The sequence below is a fragment of the Dokdonella sp. genome, from assembly GCF_041395345.1.
Lineage (GTDB): Bacteria > Pseudomonadota > Gammaproteobacteria > Xanthomonadales > Rhodanobacteraceae > Dokdonella.
Genome location: NZ_JAWLAR010000017.1, coordinates 1 through 21,311, shown reverse-complemented (window position 1 = coordinate 21,311; position 21,311 = coordinate 1). Strand labels below are relative to the sequence as shown.

At 59.3% G+C, this 21,311-nt stretch carries 20 protein-coding genes; 14 read left to right on the top strand and 6 right to left on the bottom strand.

The window, feature by feature from the left end; translation table 11 throughout:
* Positions 1-38 precede the first annotated feature (38 nt).
* The 4 genes from R3F00_RS14660 to R3F00_RS14645 are packed head-to-tail and all read right to left on the bottom strand — an operon-like array spanning position 39 to position 1,485.
* On the bottom strand, positions 39-578 hold the full coding sequence (locus tag R3F00_RS14660) for a hypothetical protein (protein WP_371282547.1): 540 nt from the start codon (positions 576-578) through the stop codon (positions 39-41).
* A 4-nt stretch (positions 579-582) separates the two neighbouring features.
* On the bottom strand, positions 583-807 hold the full coding sequence (locus R3F00_RS14655) for a GDCCVxC domain-containing (seleno)protein (RefSeq protein WP_371282546.1): 225 nt from the start codon (positions 805-807) through the stop codon (positions 583-585).
* A complete protein-coding gene (locus R3F00_RS14650; protein WP_371282545.1) occupies positions 804-1,106 on the bottom strand; it encodes a heavy-metal-associated domain-containing protein in 303 nt (100 codons plus the stop codon). Before R3F00_RS14650 ends, R3F00_RS14655 begins: the two co-directional genes overlap by 4 nt.
* A gap of 10 nt (positions 1,107-1,116) precedes the next feature.
* Positions 1,117-1,485 (bottom strand): mercuric transporter MerT family protein, encoded by a 369-nt coding sequence (locus tag R3F00_RS14645; protein ID WP_371282544.1) that lies wholly within the window; start codon positions 1,483-1,485, stop codon positions 1,117-1,119.
* A gap of 79 nt (positions 1,486-1,564) precedes the next feature.
* Here R3F00_RS14645 and R3F00_RS14640 point away from each other — a divergent pair, with 79 nt between their 5' ends.
* The gene (locus R3F00_RS14640) at positions 1,565-1,975 is read left to right on the top strand and encodes a helix-turn-helix domain-containing protein (RefSeq protein WP_371282543.1); all 411 of its coding nucleotides are present in this window, start codon (positions 1,565-1,567) and stop codon (positions 1,973-1,975) included.
* A 344-nt stretch (positions 1,976-2,319) separates the two neighbouring features.
* A complete protein-coding gene (locus tag R3F00_RS14635) occupies positions 2,320-2,529 on the top strand; it encodes a hypothetical protein (RefSeq protein WP_371282542.1) in 210 nt (69 codons plus the stop codon).
* Here R3F00_RS14635 and R3F00_RS14630 read toward each other — a convergent pair.
* Positions 2,477-5,911: a DDE-type integrase/transposase/recombinase gene (locus tag R3F00_RS14630; RefSeq protein WP_371282541.1), complete on the bottom strand. Its 3,435-nt coding sequence runs from the start codon at positions 5,909-5,911 to the stop codon at positions 2,477-2,479. The two genes, R3F00_RS14635 and R3F00_RS14630, sit on opposite strands and share 53 nt — an antisense overlap.
* A gap of 543 nt (positions 5,912-6,454) precedes the next feature.
* Between R3F00_RS14630 and R3F00_RS14625 the strand changes: the two genes are divergently transcribed.
* The 5 genes from R3F00_RS14625 (at position 6,455) to R3F00_RS14605 (ending at position 13,785) form a co-directional block, all read left to right on the top strand.
* Positions 6,455-8,731: a patatin-like phospholipase family protein gene (locus R3F00_RS14625; protein ID WP_371282540.1), complete on the top strand. Its 2,277-nt coding sequence runs from the start codon at positions 6,455-6,457 to the stop codon at positions 8,729-8,731.
* A 188-nt stretch (positions 8,732-8,919) separates the two neighbouring features.
* A complete protein-coding gene (locus R3F00_RS14620) occupies positions 8,920-10,464 on the top strand; it encodes a choice-of-anchor Q domain-containing protein (RefSeq protein WP_371282539.1) in 1,545 nt (514 codons plus the stop codon).
* Positions 10,465-10,527: 63 nt separating this feature from the next.
* The gene (locus R3F00_RS14615) at positions 10,528-11,841 is read left to right on the top strand and encodes an amidohydrolase family protein (RefSeq protein ID WP_371282538.1); all 1,314 of its coding nucleotides are present in this window, start codon (positions 10,528-10,530) and stop codon (positions 11,839-11,841) included.
* A gap of 211 nt (positions 11,842-12,052) precedes the next feature.
* On the top strand, positions 12,053-13,249 hold the full coding sequence (locus tag R3F00_RS14610; protein WP_371282537.1) for an acyl-CoA desaturase: 1,197 nt from the start codon (positions 12,053-12,055) through the stop codon (positions 13,247-13,249).
* Between the two features lie 167 nt (positions 13,250-13,416).
* Complete coding sequence (locus R3F00_RS14605; protein WP_371282536.1) at positions 13,417-13,785, top strand: hypothetical protein; 369 nt, start codon at positions 13,417-13,419, stop codon at positions 13,783-13,785.
* A gap of 61 nt (positions 13,786-13,846) precedes the next feature.
* Here R3F00_RS14605 and R3F00_RS14600 read toward each other — a convergent pair whose 3' ends face one another.
* Positions 13,847-14,707: a mechanosensitive ion channel family protein gene (locus tag R3F00_RS14600; protein ID WP_371282535.1), complete on the bottom strand. Its 861-nt coding sequence runs from the start codon at positions 14,705-14,707 to the stop codon at positions 13,847-13,849.
* A gap of 238 nt (positions 14,708-14,945) precedes the next feature.
* On the opposite strand from R3F00_RS14600, the gene R3F00_RS14595 reads away from it, so the two are divergent.
* The 7 genes from R3F00_RS14595 to radA all read left to right on the top strand — a co-directional run.
* Positions 14,946-16,100, top strand: coding sequence for a DUF4124 domain-containing protein (locus R3F00_RS14595; protein ID WP_371282534.1), 1,155 nt, complete (start codon positions 14,946-14,948; stop codon positions 16,098-16,100).
* A gap of 144 nt (positions 16,101-16,244) precedes the next feature.
* Complete coding sequence (gene rpsF / locus R3F00_RS14590; protein ID WP_371282533.1) at positions 16,245-16,709, top strand: 30S ribosomal protein S6; 465 nt, start codon at positions 16,245-16,247, stop codon at positions 16,707-16,709.
* Between the two features lie 26 nt (positions 16,710-16,735).
* Complete coding sequence (rpsR, locus tag R3F00_RS14585; RefSeq protein WP_371282532.1) at positions 16,736-16,960, top strand: 30S ribosomal protein S18; 225 nt, start codon at positions 16,736-16,738, stop codon at positions 16,958-16,960.
* Between the two features lie 89 nt (positions 16,961-17,049).
* Positions 17,050-17,502 (top strand): 50S ribosomal protein L9, encoded by a 453-nt coding sequence (gene rplI / locus R3F00_RS14580; RefSeq protein ID WP_371282531.1) that lies wholly within the window; start codon positions 17,050-17,052, stop codon positions 17,500-17,502.
* A gap of 213 nt (positions 17,503-17,715) precedes the next feature.
* Positions 17,716-19,161: a replicative DNA helicase gene (locus R3F00_RS14575; RefSeq protein WP_371282605.1), complete on the top strand. Its 1,446-nt coding sequence runs from the start codon at positions 17,716-17,718 to the stop codon at positions 19,159-19,161.
* Positions 19,158-20,240, top strand: a complete 1,083-nt coding sequence (gene alr, locus R3F00_RS14570) for an alanine racemase (protein WP_371282530.1) — start codon at positions 19,158-19,160, stop codon at positions 20,238-20,240. The genes R3F00_RS14575 and alr overlap by 4 nt, the downstream gene beginning before the upstream one ends.
* A gap of 1 nt (position 20,241) precedes the next feature.
* On the top strand, positions 20,242-21,311 hold a 1,070-nt coding region (gene radA / locus R3F00_RS14565), incomplete at its 3' end, for a DNA repair protein RadA (RefSeq protein ID WP_371282529.1).

The window sequence follows — 21,311 nt, the reverse complement described above, 5'->3', positions numbered from 1 at the left end:
GCGGACGTTGAGACTCCACTTTTCGCCCATCCTGGACATCAGCGTTTACTGGATTCCCATTTATCGATTGGATGCAGTGGCCCCAGCGGGCAAAAATGCTCCTTGGTCGGGTTTCCGGATAAACGAGAATACAACTCGTGGAAAGCACGCAACTCGCAACCGGGCGTTGCTATTGCGGCAGAAATCATGCATGCCGTGCCCAGGTGAGAGAAAAGATATAGCTCCCACATCCATATCGAGCTTGCCAGTGCGTTTGTCTCGGCAACGCCTTGCGTGACCTGTCCATATGCCGCCAAGGCCATGAAGGCGCCCGCACTCAAGAATGCCGGCCTCTTCTTCCATCCACGCGAAAAGCCGATATTCACGGTATAGCTGATCAGCACGAGACCGATCAACAAGCCATTCCACACAACAGACCGAATATGACCGTCGCTCCCAATGAGGTCTCCTGATACACCAATCAGGTCAACGACGTAGTAGAGACACAACGTGCCAAACGAAAGCCGTACTATCCGGCCAATAGGACCCGGCTTGGGGAGCGAACCCGAATCTTCAAGTTTTAGGTCTGTGGTGGCCATTCAACTATGTACAGCACGAACTGCTTGCCTGGATCGGCGGGCATTTAACATCGCCGAACGAACAATAGACGCAACAGTCACCTGCGTTCGGCTTGAGAAAGGCATTGCAGTTCGGACAGTCATAGAAGAACTGGCAGGCATCACTCGGCATGAGGTCTCTTGACTGGTACCCACATTCGGGACAGGTCAGCGTTGAATACCGCTCAATTTCTTTCTTGGGCTGATTCATTCTTCAGTCAATTCGGTTGCGGGAAATCCAACGTCAGATGATGCGCTGCCAATGTCTGAGGCCGATGTCAGGTTCGCGTTGTAAACGACGGTCGCCATTTTCGTTTCGAAATTGACATCGACATCCTTCACACCGTCCACACGCTCCATCGCCTTGCGCACGGATATTGGACAAGTTGCACAGGTCATGTTCTCTATGGAGAACTTGACCGTCGCTTCATAGCTTGTTGCTGCGCTTAGATCGCTGACCGAAAGGCAAATGAAGATCAGCAGAGCGATAGCTGAACCAATGTTTCTCATTGCGTACTCCTCAGTAGAAAATCGGCGCCCACAGATCGACTGTCAGCGATAGAGCTACGAGAACCGTCGCTAGCCAGAGCGCGCTTTTTACAATCGCTTCAGACTTGGGTGTCGCGCAAACTGAAGCGTCTTTGCATTCCTTGTCCGATTTCCAATAGACCTGCCAGAACCCGGCGGCGAGAAACGCCAGCGTCAGCGCGATGAAAATAGGCTGGTAATCCTTCAGTGCCGTCAGGTTGCCAATCCATGCCCCACTCGCGCCCAGGGTAATCAACACCAAGGGAACGATGCAGCATGTAGATGCGAGCACAGCTCCAATGACGCCGCCTGCAGCAGTCAAATTGCGATTCTTGTTGTTGGGCCAATTATTCCCGCTCAAGGTGCGATTTCTCCGTTTGACATACGACCTCAATTTCCTAGTATGGAACCTGTAGTTACTACAGGATCAAGCACAAATCATGGAAAAGAGCATCGAAGCGCTTTCTCGTGGCGCATTGGCCTCTCGGAGCGGCGTAAACAGCGAGACAATTCGCTATTACGAGAATATTGGCTTGATGCCTGACCCAAGCCGAAGTTCAGGTGGGCATCGACTCTACAAACAAGAGCATGTGAAGAGACTGTCGTTCATCAGGCGAACCCGGGAGTTGGGTTTCACCCTCAAGGAAATTGGCGGCCTACTGACTCTTGTAGACGGCGGTGACTACACTTGCGCGGAAGTTCGAGATCGAACCCTTTCCCATTTGAATGACGTAACCAGGAAAATTCGTGACCTTCAAAAGATGCAACGAACGCTCAAATCAATTTCATCGAAATGCGACGGCGGCCTCGTTCCAGAATGCCCAATAGTTGATGCGCTCTATGTCCCATGAGTGGCTGCTTTGGGTCGACTTGTGACCGTCGCTGTCAAGCGAGAAGCGGACGTTCAGGAGTTTCGGTTGACTTCCCAAAGAGCCATAGACCGGAAGTTCCTACTGGACCGGGGGAAGTCCAAGGCCCAAGCGAAAGTGCCCGCAGAATCGGGGTAGAACCCCAAAGTCACTTCGAATGCGCAATAGTTCATGTCGTTGCGTTTAGTTGGCGTCGCAATTGCGCCAGAGGCCAATCGAAAGAATTCGTCGATACGGTCATCAACCACGGGTCTCGCGCTTGTTCGCCGGGGTACTGATCCCGCGAATGTACAATCTGAGCATTCGATCGAGGCAGCCGCAAACACATGAATGCCAAGACAGACAAGACAACTGAGTATCAGGCAGACAGCCTTTCGCTGATTGGTGCAGTTGCGCTGGGCACGGGCGTCATGATTGGTGCCGGGATTTTCGCGTTGACCGGTCAGATGGCGGAAATGACTGGAAGCCTGTGGTCAATACCCCTCAAGCGCTGCCATTCGAAAGTAGAGACCTTCGTTCCTGCCATTGACGTTTGAAGACCAGCGGCGGCAGGTTGCCGATGGCTTGGTGGCATCGTTGCTGGTTGTATATCGGCATCCAACGCTGAGTCTCTGCCCGGGTTGCTGCCAGTGTTGGGAATCTATTGGCATCGAGGACTTCGACACGATAGGTTCCGTTGAAGCGCTCGATGTAGGCGTTCTGCGCCGGACAACCTGGCTGGATGAAATCCCAGCCAATGTTGTTGGCTTCGGCCCATGCCTGTACGGCATGGCTCCTGAATTCCGGACCGTTGTCGCTGCGAATGGTTGATGGCTTTCCATACCATTCGCAAAGCTGATCGAGAACCCGCACCACACGGCCGCCACTGATACTGAAGTCGATTTCGATGGCCAGCGCTTCACGTGCAAAGTCATCAATCACGTTGAAGGTCCGGAACGAGCGACCATTGGCCAGCGTGTCGTGCATGAAGTCCATGGACCAGCACACGTTGGGCTCGATCGGCTGCAGGAGTGCCGTCCGCTCGCGCTCCAAGGGCCGACGCTCTCGAAGCTGCCGCTGCGCCGAGTAGGGTCGAACAAATGCTGGATGGTGTGTGCTCGCGACGACATTGAGCGGATAGAAGTTGGGCAGCCGTTCGACCCTCCAACCATGTAGATCACGTCCATCTTTCAAAAGCGCTCGGAGCGACAGGACTCTGAGTTCCAGCTCGATCATATTCTCCGCGCTTGCGCACACGTCTTTGCGCAACTGGGTTACCTGCGCTTTTGAGACTTTGTGAATGTCTTCAGGCCTCGCCAAGAGGTCAGGAAGCGAGCTTCGAACCGCAGCTTGTACGTCCTCATCAATTTTCGCACCTTGCTGGGTTCTTGCGACTTCGACCGCAGAGCGCTGGGCTTGGTAGGCAGTCGTCACCTTTTTCTCAAGAGAGTTTTCCAGCGAGATGACATCGACAGATATTGCTGTGGATTCCCTGTTGAAGACATCAACATCAAGAGATCCTGTTACGCCCAGAAGAGGGCGCCATCCGTCTGATTGGAGCAGGGATTCAACGTGCTCGCGTGTGGATTTCAGAAATTCGGAAGGTTCGAGGAAACTCTCATCGCCAAACGGCTGAATTCCGAGTTCGTGATGCCCGATAAGTGCCTGGACAAAAGGGGCCGGACAACCAAGATCCCTCAGACGTGTGGCGAGCCGGTGCCGTAGAAAATTGAGTGGGAGATTCCAGCCATGTGGAAGCCGGCTCAACAAGTCCTTTGGAGCAAGTGGCTTAGGACCAGATGGGCCGAATATAAAGAAGAGGGGGCCAGTGCCTGAAAGTGCATCTTGTGAGCTGGATCGTTGGGCAGGCGTCAGTCGGCTTTCGGAGGCCATGAGTCTGAGGTGTTTTCCATACGCTGCGAGCGAGGAAACCAATGTCGCTGAAAGGGGCACCAAGCGGCCGATATGACCCTCATCGCTTTGCTTATCCGAGATGACAGCAAGTGCAGCCCGCAGGTCGAAAGAGGCGCTGGTAATTTGGCCCAAGCGGAAAGTGGGTCGAAATCCCGTGCCTGCCATCCACAGTAGTGCCAAAGAGGGGACGAGACGCTCGTGCAATTCGAGCAACTGTCTCCCGGTGCTGTGGGATTTTCTCGGCGTGTAGAGGATCCCCTGCGTCGCGAACTTTACGACAGACGCGATAGTCTTGGGTTTGAGGACCAATTGACTCCCCACCCGCGCCTCGCCTGGATGCGTTTTGGGGCTGGGATCCAAGCCAGAGGCCAACACTGCACGGTTATATATGTCTTGAAGCGCGTTTGCGCGGGCTGCGTAGTAGGCAATCGGTGTAGCGGAAGCGCCCAACGTCTGTCCCGTGATCATCTGCGCGGATGCGACATCGCCCGAACATCCGAGAACTTCGAGTTGATGGCCTCGTGAAAGGCGCGCGATCGTGTAGCGCGGTTCCGTCTCACGGGCTTCGGAGAAGATTTTTCGGAGTCTGGCCTCAAGGTGTTCCAACTCGCGCCCAAACAGGTATCCATCAGGGCTCGGCTGAAGGGTTGCGAGCACGTCCGCGATTTCAGGCGGCAGAAACAACAAGGTTCTCTGTTCGACAGATTCCAGATGCGCCGCCTGCTCTGTGGTCGGTTTGTACCGTGCCTCTAAGACGATAAGCGGAATTGAAAGACTGCCATCCGTGGCGTCAAACTGGTCCACAGGTGAGTCATTTGCTTCCGCGTCGGTGATTTCGCCCCCAGAAACGATGCAAGCTTTGGTCATGTGGCTTCGCGCCAGGGGGAAGCCCGTAACGCCAGAAAGTAAAGCGAGAGCTGCTGCTTCCTTGAGGAGGTGATCACCGCTGGCGACTGCTTCCTGCCAGCATGCATACAGTCGGGCTATGGTGTGCTGCATTTCCCCTGGTGTTAGCGCATCCCATTGGATTCTCGCCCAAAATCCCTGGCGAACATCAGAGCGATAGCGCATCGCGGCTGCGCGTCGCTGGACCAGCGATTGGGCACCAGCGACTTCGTCTGCAGAAACGCCTTCCGTGCTTGTTTCCTGGTCTTCCGATGTTTCTGCGGCGGCAGCAATGTCGATCCGTCGGGCATCATCGACTCCGTTTGCTGAGCCAAAATAGAGCGAGCCTGGGATTTCGGCGTGAGTTTCCGACTCGATTGACACCCCCTGCAGTGAGGATTTCGGCTTCGAACTTTGTTCGCGACGTCGTGACGTCGGCGAACGGGGGAGGACGGGTTGGTCGCTCTCAGAGGATGACGGGCTGACTCGATCAGGTTTATTGCGAAGTTCGAACGCGCCAAGTCGAAGCGCCAGCACCGTAACCGCCCTAATCACTTCATCGATTCGAGTGGCAAGGAGGGGAAACTGGCCTTTGGAACGTTCGAGGGATTCCACCAACGTGGAGCCGTCAAAAATGGCGGGCAAAACGGCCACTATCTTGCGGCGATCATCAGTGAATTTAGTCTTGGACGAGTCGCCGGCCAACCGAACGAATTGGGTCAATGACTTGATCATTCCCCGTTTGATTGAGCGGTCGTTGCTCAATAGCAGAAGCCCAAGAAGCACTCCTTGCAAGCAGCCAAAACCCGCCGCTGCCGTTGGCGGGGCTATTTGAGCAAAGGAGCGGTAAGCCTCAAGACCCGTGCCGCGCTGAGCATCCTGATTCCAGTGAGTCTGGGTGGATTCAAGGCCTGCGCCGTGAACCGCCTCAAGTTCCGCCAGCAGTTCATCTAGGCCGCGCCCCTCGTAGGTGAGGGATCGATTCGGGGGAAGTGCGGCTGCTCCGCGTCGAACGCCAGCCAGGAAGCGATTGAAGTGATAGGGCGCATCGGGTGGATTGAACAGACCCAGAAACGCTCTCGCCTCGTTGCTGACCGAAGTTGACTTGCGCCAGTCGTCAATGATCGGTTCCGGGCTCATACGGGATCTGGGTACTCGAACGCTTTTCCGACGGATCTGAACGCAGGTTGGGAGATCCGACCACTAGGCAACTGCAAAGCCAGCGACGCAATGGTAGGATTGATCGTCGCAATAGTATGCTGTGAAATGTGACGATGTTGCCAGAGGTCTTGCTATCCGGCAAAGTCGGCGAAATCAAATGTCATAAAATGCGGTTAAATTAGACATACTAAGTCGGTGAAATATAAGGATGATGGAGATTAGCGGTGAATATGATCGTTCAACAAAGAACGAGATATTAGATCTGTAGAGAGCTACGAACTTGGTGGTCGGGAGTTCGAATCTCTCCGGGCGCGCCAACAGCAAAGACGAAGGACCAGCGGGTTTACTCCCTCTGGTCCTTTTTCTTTTGCTGCAGTCGGACGGGCTCGCGACCTCGGTCGGACAGGATGCCCCGCCACAAGAGTCGCAAGGGAAGTGCGGTGTCGATTGCGCCCCGATGTACCATCGGGCGGGATTCCAAGTCCGGGAACGCGAGTCGAAAATCATGTTGAGGCCAGAATCTTGATCGTCAGGAAAGCGCAGTCAGCAAGGTCCGCTCACTCCCCGCTTGCGTGGATCCTGCTGGCGGGCCTGATTGCCGTCTTCCTGCCTTGCACGGTGGCAAGCGCGGAAGAACTGCCTGCCGCCAGTTCATGCGGTCATCGTGAACCCGGCGATACACGACCTCGTATCGGACTGGTGCTTGGCGGGGGCGGCGCGCGCGGCGTGGCGCATGTCGGCGTGATTCGCATGCTCGAAGAGCTGCATGTCCCGGTCGATTGCATTGCGGGCACCAGCATGGGTGCGCTGGCCGGCGGCCTGTATGCGTCGGGAATGAGCGTCGACGATATGGAAGAACTGGTCGTTTCGACGGATTGGCCGAGAATATTCAATGATTCGATCGGGCGCGTGGATCGATCCTACAGGGAAAAGCTCGATGATCGCGACGGGCTGACAACGGTTGGCGTCGGTATTGGTGACAACAAGGTGAAGCTCTCGCCCGGCCTGCTGCAGGGGCAGCGCATCCTGACCATGTTCCAGCGCGAGACGGCTGCCGTGGGCGGCATCAGCGACTTCGATCTGCTGCCGATACCATTTCGCGCCGTGGCGACCGACCTCAACACTGGCGAAGCGGTGGTCCTCAGTAGCGGCAATCTCGCCTTCGCGATGCGCGCCAGCATGTCGCTGCCGGGAATTTTCCAGCCGGCCCTGTTGGACGGCAAGGTTTTGCTGGATGGCGGTCTGGCCGACCAGTTGCCGGTCGATGTGGTCCGCAGCATGGGTGCCGATATTGTCATCGCGGTCGACGTCGGCACGCCGCTGCTGAAGCTGGACGACAACGCCAGCCTGCTCGACGTGGTTTCCCAGATCAGCGGAATGATGACGGTCAGCAATACCCGTCGACAGATCGACTCCCTGACCGGCGAGGACATCCTGATCGTCCCGCCACTGGGCGAGAAAGTCGCAACCGCCGACTTCGACAAGTCCAGGGAAGCGCTGGCCATCGGCCTGGCTGCAGCCGAGGAAGCGCGCGACAGACTCAGCCGCCTGTCCGTCCCGGCGCCTGCCTACGAGCGATGGGTCAGGTCCAGACCGGAAATTCCTGACCAAATGCCGGTTGTCGACTTCGTCAGACTCGACAACCAGACCGGATATTCCGACGAAGTCATTCTGTCCGAGATCCAGGTTCCCCTTGGTGAACCGCTCGACATGGAACAGATCGAGGACGGATTGCTGCGGACCTATGGCAGGGGTACCTTGTCCAGCGTCACGTATGAAGTCGTCCGCGAAGAGGGGCGCTCAGGCGTGCTGATCAAGGCGCGAGAGAAGCCACAGGGACCGAACTACCTTCAGCTCGGCCTGTCCGTCAGCTCGAACTTCGACAGTGACTCGCAAAGCAACCTGCGAGCAGCATTGTTGTTCTCACCGCTTTCACCCATGGGTGCCGAGGGTCGCATTTCGGCAGCCATCGGCAGCGAGCCTGAACTGAAGGGCGAGTACTTCAGGCCGCTCGACCCGAAGAGCACCAATCTTATTTACACCAGCGCGGGCTACTTCAATCCGGATATTCCCGTCTACGACGCCAATGGCAACAACACGTCCGTCTACGACGTCGGTATCTATTCCGTAGAAGCCAGGGTGGCTCACGAGTTCAGCAACTACGGTGTTCTTTCATTTGGCCTGCGTCGATCAGCGGGTAACGGCAGTGTCCAGATTGGCGATCCGACCCTTGAAGATTTCGACTTCGATCAGGGCACAGCCCAGGTTTCGTTCGTGATCGACCAGGTCGACAGCCTGTATTTCCCGCGCAACGGTTATTACGCGTCACTGGGCTACTCGATGTCGCGGGAATGGCTGGGTGGCGACTCGAATTTCGATCAGATGGATTTCGATGCGTTCGGTGCCACGAGTTTTGGCCGCCACGCCATCCAGTACGGCGCCCGCTATCATGTCACCACATCCGGGGTGGCGCCGATCCAGAGCCTGTACCGATTGGGTGGTCTCTATCGCCTGGCCGGATTCAAGTTCAATGAATTGACCGGCCAGAACTACGCCATGCTGATTGGCGGTTACTCCTATCAGCTTGCCGAATTCTTCGGACGCTCGGCGACGTTCGGCGGCAGCATCGAGTACGGCAATGCCTGGCAGCAGCGCAGCGACATGGGATTCGACAATGCCCTGCTCAATGCCAGCGTGTTTGCAGGGTTCGACTCGTGGCTGGGACCCATGTTGTTCGGCATCGGATTGAGGGAAGGCGGCGAGCAGGTCCTGTTCCTGGATATCGGCAGGTCGTTCTGAGGCGCTGAAACGGAACGGGGTGAGGGGAGTTCGTTCGATTTCTGTCGGAGTTTGCCGACCGTACGTGCCGTTGCTGACCCATGCGATTCGGGTCGACAAGGAGTCCAGGCGGCGCTTCTGAAACCGCTATCACGGAAAACGTGCGGATTGAGCTGCAGAATCGGGCTCTCAAGACGCAAGGCGACGACATGCTCCTGCCGAGATCACTCATTCTCTTGTTGTTCGCGCTTCCGAGTGCCGAACTGCTTGCGCAAGCCAGTTTCGATTGCGCTGCTCCGCAGATGCCTCAATTGAGCAATCCGGTGATCCTCGGCAATGGCAGCGCGGGCAGCGTCAGTACGAGTGCGTTGCAGTCCGCGCTTGATGCGGGGGGTCCCATTCGACTGAATATCGGTACCTCGACGATGACGGTGACTGCCGAGCTTAGGGTGACGCGCGCAAGCAGCCTCGACGCTGCCGGCGCGACCATTTCGGGCGGCAACCAGCGCCGTGTGCTGCGCGTGGACAACCCGTCCAATCAGGTTTACACCTTCGACCTGCTCAACGCGACAATCGCCAATGGCTCGACGCCAGGCGGCTCCGGTGCGGGATTGTGGAAACCGACGGGCGGCCCCTGGCAAGCCGTCACGATCCGCATCTTCAATTCGAGGTTCACGGACAATCACGCCATCGTGACGGCCCAGGATGACGGTGGCGGCGGAATCTATGTGGTGGGCGCCGCCGAGTTGAGCGTGGTTTCGACGCTGTTCGACGGCAACACCGGCGCAAATGGTGGCGCGATCTATTCGCTGGGATCGAAACGGGTCAATCTGTTCGATAGCGAGCTCTCGGGAAATTCCGCAACGGGAACCGGAGGCAACCCGGGCAACGGTGGCAATGCGGGCGCGATTGGCGTCGACGGTGCCGACCGCTTCGTCAATCTCTGTCGCATGCGTCTGCTCGACAACCAGTCCAACGCCTACGGAGCAGGCCTGTTCACCACGGTCTACGACACCACCAGCTTCACGCGAATTCTTGATTCCACGTTTCGGGGCAACAACAGCATCGGATCGAGCAATGCGCATACCGGCGGCGTCTATCTGCAGGGCGGACCGTTCTCGATTCGGGGTTCGACGTTTCGCGACAACCAGGCTGCCGGCTATGGCGGTCTGTCGATCTTCGATCATCAGACCGCCACCCTGATCCGCGCATCCGGAGACATCACCAACAGCACGTTTGTCGGCAACATCGCGCGCACGGGCCTGGGGGGCGCGATGAACCTGCAGGGCAGTGGTGGAATCGTTCTGCAGAATCTCACGGTCGCCAACAACTCGGCTCCCTGCGATGTCTGTTTCGTGGGTGGCATCAACAATGGTAATGGTTTGCCGATCACGATGCGCAATACCGTGCTGCAGAACAACACCGGCGGCAACGCCTTCAATCCCTGGACGCTGCGTTACCCGGTCAGCGGCAGCAATAACATCCAGTGGCCACAGACCCGGCCGGGCTCCAACCAGACCGAGGCCGCCGTGACGCCGGGCGCCGTCTATGCCAATGCGCAGTTGCTGGCGATTGCCAACAACGGTGGACCGACCGAGACCATGGCCCTGGCTGCCGGCACGATCGCGGTCAACAGCGGAACGGCGGTGGGGTCGCTGGCGCATGACCAGCGCGGCATGCCGCGGGCGGGTGCCGTGGATGTGGGTGCCTACGAGCTCCAGGCCGACCTGATCTTCGCCAACGGTTTCGATTGATTCCTGCGTCCTGGCGCTCTCGTTGCCCTAGACTGGCAGCCTCACGTCCAGAAGGGGAGCGCCATGCGATCGAGATTGACCGGATATCTTCTTGCCTTGCCTGTCGCAGTCATGCTGACTGCACAGGCGCTGTCGGCAAGTGCAGCGGATCCTGAAACCGTGGTGCTCAAGGCCGCCCACATGTTTGATGGCCAGAGCGGATCGCTGCAGAGTCCCGGTGTGGTCGTTGTCCGTGGCAAGAACATCATCGCGGCGGGAGCAGGTGCTGAAATCCCCGCCGGAAGTCGCGTCGTCGATCTGGGGGATGCCACCCTGGTACCGGGTTACATCGACGCGCACACGCACATCGCCTCCGAATACAACGAGAACTGGGCGCAGGGGTTCTACGAGGGCATGCTCAGGTTTCCGGTCGAGCAATCGTTCCACGCCGCGCACAATGCAAAGGCCACCTTGCAGGCTGGGGTGACGACCGCGCGCGAGGTGGGCGCGGGCGATTTCATCGACATCGCGCTGCGCAATGCGATCAATGATGATCTCGTCGAAGGTCCACGCATGCTGGTCGCCGGCCATGCTCTGGGATCTTCCGGTGGCCACTGCGATGCCTCGCCGTTCCCGCCAGACCGGGTCAAATTGTCCGGGCCGCTGGAGGGCGTATGCAATGGCCCCGAAGACTGTCGAACGGCAGTTCGCCTGCAAATGAAATTCGGCGCCGACCTGATCAAGATCTGCGCGTCAGGTGGCGTACTGTCCGAGTCCGACCCTGTCGATGTGCCCCAGCTCACCCCCGAAGAGCTCAATGCCATCATCGGCGAAGCGCATACCTGGGGCCGCAAGGTTGCCGCGCACAGTCATGGCGACAAGGCCGCGCAGCTGGCCATTGACGCTGGCATCGATTCGATCGAACACGGCAGCTTTCTGCAACCGCCCACCCTTCGTGCCATGAAGGAGAAGGGTGTGTATCTGGTGCCGACCCGCATGACCCAGGAGTGGGTCGTCGAGCAGGCCGACACCTACCCACCGAAGATTGCAGGCAAGGCGCGGGCTGCAGGCAAGGCGCACGACGCCATGTTCGGGAACGCGCTGAAGATTGGCGTACCGATTGCATTCGGTACCGATGCAGGCGTCTATCCGCATGGGCTCAACGCGCGCGAGTTCGGCGATTACGTGGCGCTCGGCATGTCGCCATCCGATGCATTGATGACGAGCAGTCAGGGCGCAGCCAGGCTTCTCGGCGTCGACAATGAAACCGGGACGCTGACGGTCGGCAAGTTCGCCGATGTCGTCGCCGTACCTGGCAATGTGCTCGAGGATATCCGCGCTACCGAGCGACCGATCCTGGTCATGAAGCAGGGCGTCATCGTGCGTGACGCGAACTAACAGCCAACCTCAGGCCGCTGTCTCGTGTTCCGCAAAGACTTGATGTTGTCTGCGGCTACCACCATCTACAGAGGTAATGGTGGTGCCGCAGCTGTCCGTGGCGCCTCGCCTCATGTCCATGCGGAGACGTATGTTGTTGTTGCGGCAGGAGTTGGTGGTTACCGCATCAGTGCTCGCGTATGATTGATCAACTATTCTCCGGTGGAAGTTCATGTTCGACTCGATAGTCACTTTCCTGACCCAGGGCCTGGTCAATGCGTCCTGGCCCATGCTGGTTCTCTACTTCATTGTCGTATCGCAATTCACTATTTTCTCGGTGACCCTGTACCTGCATCGCAGCCAGGCGCATCGAGGCGTGGATTTCCACCCGGTGCTGGCCCACTTCTTCCGCTTCTGGGCCTGGTTTTCCACGGCCATGGTGACCAGGGAATGGGTAGCGATCCATCGCAAGCACCACGCCAAGTGCGAGACCGCGGAAGATCCGCACAGCCCGCAGTTCTTCGGCATCAAGAAGGTTCTGCTGGATGGCGTCGATCTCTATCGCAAGGCGCGCAGGGATTCATCGATCACCGAGAAATACGGCAGGGGAACACCGGACGACTGGATCGAGCGCAACATCTATGCGCGCCACCCCGAAGTCGGACCGACCCTGATGCTGTTCCTCGCCTTCGCGCTGTTCGGGCTGTGGGGCGTCGTGATCTGGGCCTGCCAGATGATCTGGATTCCGTTCATGGCAGCGGGCGTCGTCAATGGCCTGGGTCACTGGTGGGGATACCGCAATGTCGAGAGCGACGATACCTCGACAAACCTGACCCCCTGGGGCCTGATCATCGGCGGCGAAGAGCTGCACAACAATCACCATGCCTTCCCGAGCTCCGCGAAGTTCGCCCTGCGCCGTTTCGAGTTTGATATCGGCTGGGCGATGATCTGCATGTTCGAAAAGATCGGCATGGCCAAGGTGATGCGTGTTGCACCCTCTCTGGACATTCGCGATGACGTCAATGCACCGGACTACGACACCGTAAAGGCATTGCTTACGCACAAGTTCCAGGTCATGACCGACTACTTCCGAGGCGTCACCGCGCCGACCTTGCGTGATGAAGCGGCGCGCGCCGGAGTCAGCATCAAGGAATTGCCGCGGCGCATGCGCAAGGCGCTTTCCAGCGGCGGACGCTGGCTGGACAGCGATGCGCGCGAACGTCTTGGAAGCTGGGTGAGCCAGCGACCCGCCATGGTCACCGTGATGGAGTACCGTCGGCGTCTGCATGAATTGATGGAAGGCCGCAATGGCGAAGCCATGCTCGAAGGCCTCAAGCAGTGGTGCCGGGAGGCGGAAGCCAGCGGCAACCGTGCGTTGCAGGAGTTTGCCAACCGCATCAAGGGCTATCGCCTGGCTCAGGCTGCCTGAAAGAATCCAGTTTCAGTTGAAGGTATTTGCGCCCGCAGGATGCGGGCGTTTTACGTTGTACGTGTTCTGCAGGATTCAACCAGATTGCTGATACAGTCTCATACCGGCAGTAGCGCTGGTGTAGAACGCGTCTCCCTCCCGAACCACTCGAAAACAGGTGAACTGCCATGCGTCCTTTCCGAAGCTTCCTTGTTCCCTTTTGCATGCTGGCCGTTCTGGCCACGACGGCGACGTCGACTCTCTCGGCACAAGGCTCCGACGTTATCCTCGTCAACAAGTCCCAGTGGGCGATCCACGAGTTGTACTTCTCGCCCACGGATGAAGTCGATTGGGGCGAGGATCAGCTGGATGACATGACGATCGGAACAGGCGAGAAATTTACCCTGACCGGTATTCCATGCGACAAGTGGGATGTCAGGGTTGTCGATGAAGATGGCGATGAATGCGTGATCGAGAATGTCGGCCTTTGCGCCGATGCCGACAAGTGGGTGATCAATGACAGCGACCTGCTCAACTGCCAGGCCGCAACAGACTGATTTTCGTCGAATGTCAGAAAAAAAACCCGCCGATCGGCGGGTTTTTCATGCAGGGTTGCGGTCAGGAAGCCTTGGCCAGGGCAGGGCTCTTTTCGTCACCGCCGCCATCGATGATATGCAGGTCGCGTTGGGGAAACGGGATGCTGATGCCGAGACCGTCGTAGCGCTTCTTGATCCGCTCGGTCAGCTCGCATTTGGTGACGAAGTAGTCCGCGTTGGCCGCATGGCAGCGAATGCCCAGGTTCACGCTGCTTTCTCCAAGCTCATAGAGCAAAACCGTGGGCTCGGGATCCTTCAGCACGCGGGAATCGGACTGCATGATCTCGAGTGCCGAGGATTTGGCCAGGTCGATGTCGTCGGTGTAGCCGATACCGATCACGAGCTCGATGCGGCGCATCGTGTCCGGAGTCAGGTTGATGATCGAATCCGAGGTGATCAGCGAGTTCGGCAGGGTAATGACCTGGTTGTCCACGCCACGCAGCCGGGTCTGGAAGATGCTGACCATTTCGACCTTTCCAGTCTCGCCGTTGATCGTGACCACGTCGCCGACCTTGAAGGGACGCAAGGTGACCAGCATGACGCCCGAGGCGATGTTGGAGAGTGAATCCTTCAGGGCCAGGCCAATGGCGAGGCCGGCCGCACCAAGTACCGCGAACATCGACCCGATCGGAACGCCGAGCATTTGAACCACGGCGAGCAGCAGCACAACCTGCATGGCGATGAGCACGATGCGGCCGAGGAACAGCGCCGCGGTCGACTCGAGCTGACTGGCTTGCAACCGCTTGCCGACCCAATTCGCCAGCATCTTTGCAAGCTTCAAGCCGATCAGCAGAAGTACGAGTGCACCGAGCAGCCGTCCACCGATGCTGATGCCCAATTCCACCCATTTCGCATGTTCCGGGGCCTGTAGCCACTCAATCATGTGCTTTCTCCGATAACCAATGAGGAAATCCCGAGATTCGGGGAACCCCAGTGTACTTAGTCGTTCATTAACCTGACTTCAGCGGTTTGAGCCCGATTCGCAATGAACACCTGGAGGCAGCACGGCGACAGGTTGTCTGCATCGGATATCCGCGCGTGTCGGGCTATGCTTGCATGATGAAGAACTGCTTCGGGCCTGATGGCTCGCCCGCGCTGACCCGAATTTCTCTGGAGCACTGATGCGCGCCGGTCTGTTCGTCGCATTGCTGGTCGCTGTCCTGGCGCTGTTCTGGGCGCAACGCGGCCGTGTCCCGGATCCGGTGCGCTCGACGTTGCAAAGCCAGGATCTGGTGTCCGAGAGCCCTCGTCAGGTGGCCGAAGTGGAGTCTGGCGGGGCAGGACGGCTGCCTGTACAGGAAGCGCCGGCTGACGCTGTTCCCTCCGGTTCGGAGTCGATTGCGGCTGTTGCAACGGCGGTCATGCATGCGGCGAACATGGGGCAGGCGTGCCTGGCAGGTACTGGAAGCCGCCGTCCGACAAGGGCGGCAACGATTCACCGATGGGTGGATGCGGCCGGTATCGTGCACTTCTCCGATCAGGCGCCAGCTCAGGGCGCCCTTCAGCACCGTCGCATCGAAGTGCAGGGATTGCCGCCGGTGCAGGTGGACGCCCGCGGCGTGGACGTGAATCTGCCGGACTACGTGGTCCAGCGTGCCACCATGGACGCGCAGGCGATCGAGCGGGTAATTCGCAGCAGCCTCGGCATGTCCGGTGATCCCGGCCTTGTACTGAATATCGAGTACATCGATTCCGCGGAGATCTATGCGAGCCGCATCGGCAGCGCAGCGCTGGCCAAATCCGACGGTACCTACTCCTCGGCCGACCGCACCATTCGCATTCGCCACCGCGAGGATGTCGAAACGGGCTTCCGCGTCCTCCGTCACGAAATCGTGCATGCCCTGATGCACGAGCATGTCGGCAACCTGCCGACGGCCGTCAATGAAGGTCTGGCCGGATTCTTCGAACGTCTGGCTGTGTCCGGTATGGGGGCTCGTGTCGTTCTCGATACGGCGAGACGCCGGCCCGACGCCGGCATGAGCGCAGATGGCCAGGACGAGCTGGTCGATCTGCTGACTCGCGAAGGAGCGGATTTTTATGGAGCCGGCCAGGAGCTGCGCTATTTCCGAGGCATGGCGCTGGTGGCGCTGTTGATGGAGCGGGTAGAAGGGCGCGCGGCCCTGTCCGGGCTGATTGCGGCCCAGCGCGAGACCCCCTGTCAGCCGGTGGAAGCGGCGACGATTCTCGACCGGGCCTATCCTGGCGGTCTCGAGTCGCTGGCCAGGGACTGGTCGAATTGGTTGAGGAATCCTTCGGAACGCACGTTATCCTATTGAGCCGACACCAAATCCGGCTTGCCGAGGACCGGCGAATCCCTTAATATCCGCGCCCCTTCACCTGACCCGGTGAAGTTTCTTGCCTCACCGCCTGTCGGGAGGCTGCCCCCGCGCGCTTTGCGCGGACATCCACAAGGAATAGCCATGCGTCATTATGAAGTCGTGTTTCTGGTCCATCCGGACCAGAGTGAGCAAGTGCCGGCCATGATCGATCGTTACAAGACGATGATCGAGGCCGACGGCGGCAAGATCCATCGCCTTGAAGACTGGGGACGCCGCCAACTGGCGTTTCCGATGCAGCACCTGGCCAAGGCCCATTACGTCCTGTTGAACATCGAGGTCAGCCAGCCCGTTCTTGACGAACTGCTGTCCGGCTTCCGCTTCAACGACGCCGTGCTGCGCCATCTGGTGATCAAGCGCAACGAAGCGGTCACGGAGATGTCCGCCATCATGAAGAACAAGGACGACAAGGGTGATCGTCGCCGTCGGGACGACGATGGCGGGTTTGGCAGCGATGATTCGGACGATCGTCCGAGTCGCTCGGATCGCTCCGAGAGAATGGACCGCGACTCGGATGAGTCCGAGGCCGCAGCGTCCAGCGCTGAGTAACCATCCCCATATTCCGGAGTATTCCCATGTCCAAGTTCTTCCGCCGCAAGAAATTCTGCCGTTTCACCGCCGAGGGTGTCGTCGAGATCGACTACAAGGATCTCAACCTGCTTCGTCAGTACATCACTGAAACGGGCAAGATCGTTCCGAGCCGCATTACCGGTACAAAGGCGCGCTATCAGCGCCAATTGGCAACCGCCGTGCAGCATGCCCGCTTCCTCGCCCTGCTGCCCTACAGCGACAGCCATTGATCTGATCCCCGGCCCGCCTGTTCGCGGGTCGATTCGGACAGCGCAAGCTGCGCCGGCATGATCCGGCGCTAACGAATTGGAGTTTTCCCATGCAACTGATCCTTTTGCAAAAAGTAAAGAACCTCGGCAACCTCGGTGACAAGGTCAGCGTGAAGCCGGGCTATGGCCGCAACTACCTGGTTCCACAGGGCAAGGCGGTGCCGGCAACGGCCGAGAATCTGGAAGGATTCGAAGCGCGTCGTGCCGAATACGAAGCCAAGGCGAACCAGCTCCTGGGTGCTGCCGAAGCACGCAAGGCCAAGTTTGAAGCTGCAGACACGGTAACCATCAAGGCCAATGCGAGCACCGAAGGCAAACTGTTCGGTTCCGTGGGCCCGCGCGATATCGCCGAAGCGTTCACCGCTGCCGGATTTGCGCTGGACAAGAACGAAGTCGTGCAGGGCGAGGGCCCGATCCGTCATATCGGCGAGTACGAGATTCGCGTACACCTGCATGCCGATGTCGATACAACCGTGAAGGTGGTTGTCGTTCCCGACAACTGATCCGGTCCGCTTCGAGTTGAAAAGGCGGGCGCCTCGGGCGCCCGTTTTTTTTTGCTTCGCACTACACAGGTTATGCACAGGGTTGTTCTCTATTTGTGAGACGCCACGCTGCGTATGATCCCCCGTCAAGGGCGTGCGCTTCGGAAGCGCGTCCAGGTTATCGCTTCACCGGCAATCGTTTCGACAGGTTGGACCGGGGGGCGACATGATTGGATTGGACTACCCGGCCAACTTCACGCAAGTGCCGGTCATCGGAATCGGGCATCCCACATGGTCACCAGCGCTGAACGCAAGCCGGCACCCAACATCGAGACATTGCGCGTACCGCCGCATTCGATCGAGGCCGAGCAGGCTGTATTGGGCGGACTCATGCTGGCGCCGGAATCCTGGGAGAAAGTGGCCGACCGCATCTCCGAAGCGGATTTCTACCGCCGCGACCATCGGGTCATTTTTCGTGCCATCAGCTCACTCGGAGAAAAGGACCAGCCGACCGACGCCGTCACCCTGGGCGAGTGGTTTGAATCGCAGGGCCTGTCCGAGCAGGTCGGCGGAATCGGCTACGTCATGGAACTCGCGAATTCGACGCCGAGCGCCGCGAACATCGTCGCCTACGCCGATATCGTTCGCGAGAAATCGGTGCTGCGGCAACTGATCGACACCGGTACCGAAATCACCGCGAGCGCCTTTCAGCCCGAAGGTCGGACCAGCCAGGAATTGCTCGAGACAGCCGAGCAGAACGTGTTCCGCATCGCCGAGGCAGGCTCACGGGGCCGCAAGGGATTCGTGGCCATGCGATCGGCAGTCAAGGAAGCATTCCAGATCCTTCATCATCGTTACGAGAATCGCGGAACCATCACGGGCCTGCCGACCGGGTACACCGATCTGGATGAAATGACGACAGGCTTGCAACCTTCGGATCTGATCATCGTTGCCGCGCGTCCCTCGATGGGCAAAACCGCGCTGGCTCTGAACATGGCCGAGAATGCCGCCATGCGCACGAAAAAGGCCGTCGCCGTTTTCTCGATGGAAATGTCATCCTCGCAACTGGCGTTTCGCCTGATTTCCTCAATGGGCCGAATCAACCAGCAGCATCTGCGTACGGGTGATCTGGCCGAAGAAGAATGGCCGCGGGTGACCAGCGCCATCACCATGCTCAGCGAAGCCAAAATCTTCATTGACGATACGCCGGCTCTTTCTCCCGGCGAACTGCGCGCGCGTGCCCGGCGCCTGAAGCGCGAGCACGATCTGGGCCTGATCGTGATCGATTACCTGCAATTGATGCAGGTGCCCGGAAACACGGAGAATCGCGCCACTGAAATTTCAGAAATCTCGCGTGGACTGAAAGCCCTCGCCAAGGAGCTCAATGTCCCGGTCATGGCCCTCTCACAGCTCAACCGCTCGCTCGAACAGCGCACGGACAAGAAACCGATGATGTCGGACCTGCGCGAATCCGGCGCCATCGAGCAGGACGCCGATGTCATCATGTTCATCTACCGCGATGAGTACTACAACCCGGACTCACCGGAAAAGGGCGTCGCTGAAATCATCATCGGCAAACAGCGAAACGGCCCGACCGGTTCGGTCAAGCTGGCCTTCCTCGGCCAGTTCACACGATTCGAAAATCTGGCCGTGGACCGCTACACGGAAAACTTCGAGTGAGCCGGGCCACCAGCGCGACGATCCATCTCGGCGCCCTGGGTGACAATCTTGGCCGCGTGAAGGCTCTCGCGGGTGGCGCCCGCATCATGGCTGTGGTCAAGGCTGACGGCTATGGGCACGGGCTCGAGCGCGCGGCGCGCGCGTTGCATGAGGCCGATGCTTTCGGCGTGGCCTGCATTGCCGACGGCCAGCGCCTGCGCGCTGCGGGAATGACCCAGCGCATCGTCGTGCTTTCCGGTATCGACGAGGCCGCCGACATTGCCGAGATGCATCGGCTCGGGCTCGAATCGGCGATTCATCACGCCGCGCAGATCGATTGGCTTGCTGCCGACACTGATCGTCGCCCTTTGCGTGTCTGGCTGAAGGTCGATAGCGGCATGCATCGACTGGGCTTTGCACCTGGCGAGGCAATCGCGGCACGAGACCGTCTGCTCGCCCTGCCGAATGTCAATCCGGACATCGGCTTGATGACGCACTTCGCCAACTCCGATGAACTCGATGACCCGCAGACCCGTTCCCAGATCGCGTGCTTCGAATCGCTGGCTGCGGATTTGCCCGGTGATCGCTCGCTGTCGAACTCGGCCGGCGTGCTGGGATGGCCGCAGGCCCGCGGGCAATGGGTCCGGCCAGGGGGCCTGCTTTACGGTATCTCCGTGGTTGCCGGAAAGAGTGGCAGGGATTTCGGCTTTCGCCCGGCCATGACCCTGTCGAGCAAGCTCGTGGCCATCAATCGCGTCAGCAAGGGCGAAGCCATCGGCTACGCGGCCACCTGGACCTGCCCCCAAGACATGGACATCGGTGTCATCCAGATCGGTTACGGCGACGGCTATCCGCGCTCGGCATCGGCCGGCACGCCGGTTCTGGTCAACGGGCGCCGCGCCCCGATCGTGGGCCGTGTATCGATGGATCTGACCACGGTTGATCTGCGCGGGCATGCCGACGCGAAAGTGGGCGATGCGGTCACCCTGTGGGGTCCCGACCTGCCTGTCGAGGAGGTTGCAGGCCACGCCGGCACGATCGGCTACGAGCTGGTTTGTGGAATGACCCGGCGCGTGCGATTTCTCGAGGATCTGAGCTGAGATGGCCAAGGCGAAGACCGCCTATGTCTGCTCGGAATGCGGTGGCGAGCACTCCAAGTGGCAGGGTCAGTGCGCCGATTGCGGCGTCTGGAACACGCTCTCGGAAATCGTGCTGGAACCGGCAAGCAAGACGGTCGCGGGCACGGTCCGACGCGGTGGCTATGCCGGCGCAAGCGATGCGCCGAAGGTAACCAGCCTGGCCTCGATTGGCGGAGAAGCGGACCGCCGCAGCGCTACCGGCATCGGTGAGCTCGATCGGGTGCTCGGTGGCGGCCTGGTCGGTGGATCGGTCGTCCTGATCGGTGGTGATCCCGGTATCGGCAAGTCGACCCTGTTGCTGCAGATGCTCGGGACGATCGGCACGCGCATGCGCAGCCTGTATGTGACCGGAGAGGAAAGCCTGGCCCAGGTCGCTGCACGCGGGCGCAGGCTGGGTATCGAACTCGAAGGCCTCGATGCGCTGGCTGAGACCTCGATCGAACGCATCCTTGCAGAAGCCGCGAGCAGCAAGCCCGAAGTGCTCATCATCGATTCGATCCAGACTATCTGGACCGAAACGCTGACAGCCGCACCGGGTTCGGTCAGCCAGGTCCGCGAAGCAGCAGCGCAGCTAGTGCGATTTGCCAAGCAGACTGGAACTAGCGTCTTCCTGGTCGGACACGTGACCAAGGAAGGCGGCATCGCCGGCCCAAGGGTACTCGAGCACATGGTCGATGCGGTGCTCTATTTCGAAGGCGAATCCGGCAGCCGCTTCCGCATCCTGCGCGCCTTCAAGAACCGCTTCGGGGCAGTCAACGAGCTCGGCGTTTTCGCGATGTCGGAGAAGGGACTCAAGGAAGTGCCGAATCCTTCGGCGATATTCCTGTCCACGCATGCGCAGCCAACGCCGGGCAGCGCGGTCATGGTCACGCGCGAGGGTACGCGTCCCCTGCTGGTTGAAGTGCAGGCCCTGGTCGATGCCTCGGCGTTGCCGAATCCGCGCCGGGTCACGCTCGGCCTCGAGCAGAATCGTCTGGCCATGTTGCTCGCGGTGCTGCATCGGCATGGCGGTGCAGCCGTGTTCGATCAGGA

Excerpts from the sequence above, each read along its gene's own strand:
- R3F00_RS14660 (WP_371282547.1), bottom strand. The coding sequence starts at position 578 with ATGGCCACCACAGACCTAAAACTTGAAGATTCGGGTTCGCTCCCCAAG.
- R3F00_RS14655 (WP_371282546.1), bottom strand. The coding sequence starts at position 807 with ATGAATCAGCCCAAGAAAGAAATTGAGCGGTATTCAACGCTGACCTGT.
- R3F00_RS14650 (WP_371282545.1), bottom strand. The coding sequence starts at position 1,106 with ATGAGAAACATTGGTTCAGCTATCGCTCTGCTGATCTTCATTTGCCTT.
- R3F00_RS14640 (WP_371282543.1), top strand. The coding sequence starts at position 1,565 with ATGGAAAAGAGCATCGAAGCGCTTTCTCGTGGCGCATTGGCCTCTCGG.
- R3F00_RS14635 (WP_371282542.1), top strand. The coding sequence starts at position 2,320 with ATGAATGCCAAGACAGACAAGACAACTGAGTATCAGGCAGACAGCCTT.
- R3F00_RS14630 (WP_371282541.1), bottom strand. The coding sequence starts at position 5,911 with ATGAGCCCGGAACCGATCATTGACGACTGGCGCAAGTCAACTTCGGTC.
- R3F00_RS14620 (WP_371282539.1), top strand. The coding sequence starts at position 8,920 with ATGCTCCTGCCGAGATCACTCATTCTCTTGTTGTTCGCGCTTCCGAGT.
- R3F00_RS14615 (WP_371282538.1), top strand. The coding sequence starts at position 10,528 with ATGCGATCGAGATTGACCGGATATCTTCTTGCCTTGCCTGTCGCAGTC.
- R3F00_RS14610 (WP_371282537.1), top strand. The coding sequence starts at position 12,053 with ATGTTCGACTCGATAGTCACTTTCCTGACCCAGGGCCTGGTCAATGCG.
- R3F00_RS14605 (WP_371282536.1), top strand. The coding sequence starts at position 13,417 with ATGCGTCCTTTCCGAAGCTTCCTTGTTCCCTTTTGCATGCTGGCCGTT.
- R3F00_RS14600 (WP_371282535.1), bottom strand. The coding sequence starts at position 14,707 with ATGATTGAGTGGCTACAGGCCCCGGAACATGCGAAATGGGTGGAATTG.
- R3F00_RS14595 (WP_371282534.1), top strand. The coding sequence starts at position 14,946 with ATGCGCGCCGGTCTGTTCGTCGCATTGCTGGTCGCTGTCCTGGCGCTG.
- rpsF (WP_371282533.1), top strand. The coding sequence starts at position 16,245 with ATGCGTCATTATGAAGTCGTGTTTCTGGTCCATCCGGACCAGAGTGAG.
- rpsR (WP_371282532.1), top strand. The coding sequence starts at position 16,736 with ATGTCCAAGTTCTTCCGCCGCAAGAAATTCTGCCGTTTCACCGCCGAG.
- rplI (WP_371282531.1), top strand. The coding sequence starts at position 17,050 with ATGCAACTGATCCTTTTGCAAAAAGTAAAGAACCTCGGCAACCTCGGT.